Source organism: Vibrio sp. 1249-1, from assembly GCF_033340495.1.
In genome coordinates, this window is the sequence record NZ_JAWOWJ010001131.1 from 1 (window position 1) to 528 (window position 528).

At 45.6% G+C, this 528-nt stretch carries 2 protein-coding genes; both read right to left on the reverse strand.

All coding sequences use genetic code 11. The features are described from left to right. Nucleotides 1-223 (reverse strand): hypothetical protein (locus R7Z50_RS30865; protein WP_318150196.1); only part of this gene is annotated, 223 nt, incomplete at its 3' end. Nucleotides 224-231: 8 nt separating this feature from the next. Then, on the reverse strand, nucleotides 232-528 hold a 297-nt coding region (locus R7Z50_RS30870), incomplete at its 5' end, for an RnfABCDGE type electron transport complex subunit B (RefSeq protein WP_318150197.1).

Sequence of the window (528 nt, forward strand, 5' to 3'; positions counted from 1 at the left end):
CTGATTGGGTTAAAGCTTGTCCTTTTAAAACGTGCTCACCAACAGAGACCAATAAGTTACCCGCTTTACCAATGTGCTGTTTCAGCGGAAGAATGATTTCAGCGGGAATGGATGCTCGCACTAAGTCGGCTTTATTGGATTGTTTTTTGTTTTCTGCCGGATGCACACCGCCTGGGAAGTCCCAAAGCGAGCCAGTACGAATTTGTTCAATCAAAGACAACATGTGAAACCTTACTTAATTGAATCTTTCACGTTCGCTGCATCGCTGGCAGCATCTGTAATGTTAACCACTGGGATGGCGTTAAGTTGCCACTTCCAGCTATCTGTGGTGGTTTCCACAGGAATCATTTCAATACAATCGGTTGGACATGGCGCGACACACAAGTCGCAGCCTGTACATTCGTCTTTGATGACCGTGTGAACGGCTTTTGTCCCACCAACAATCGCATCAACAGGACAAGCTTGAATACACTTAGTACAACCGATACACATATCTTCGTGAATGAAGGCAACGGTCGGTACTTTGCT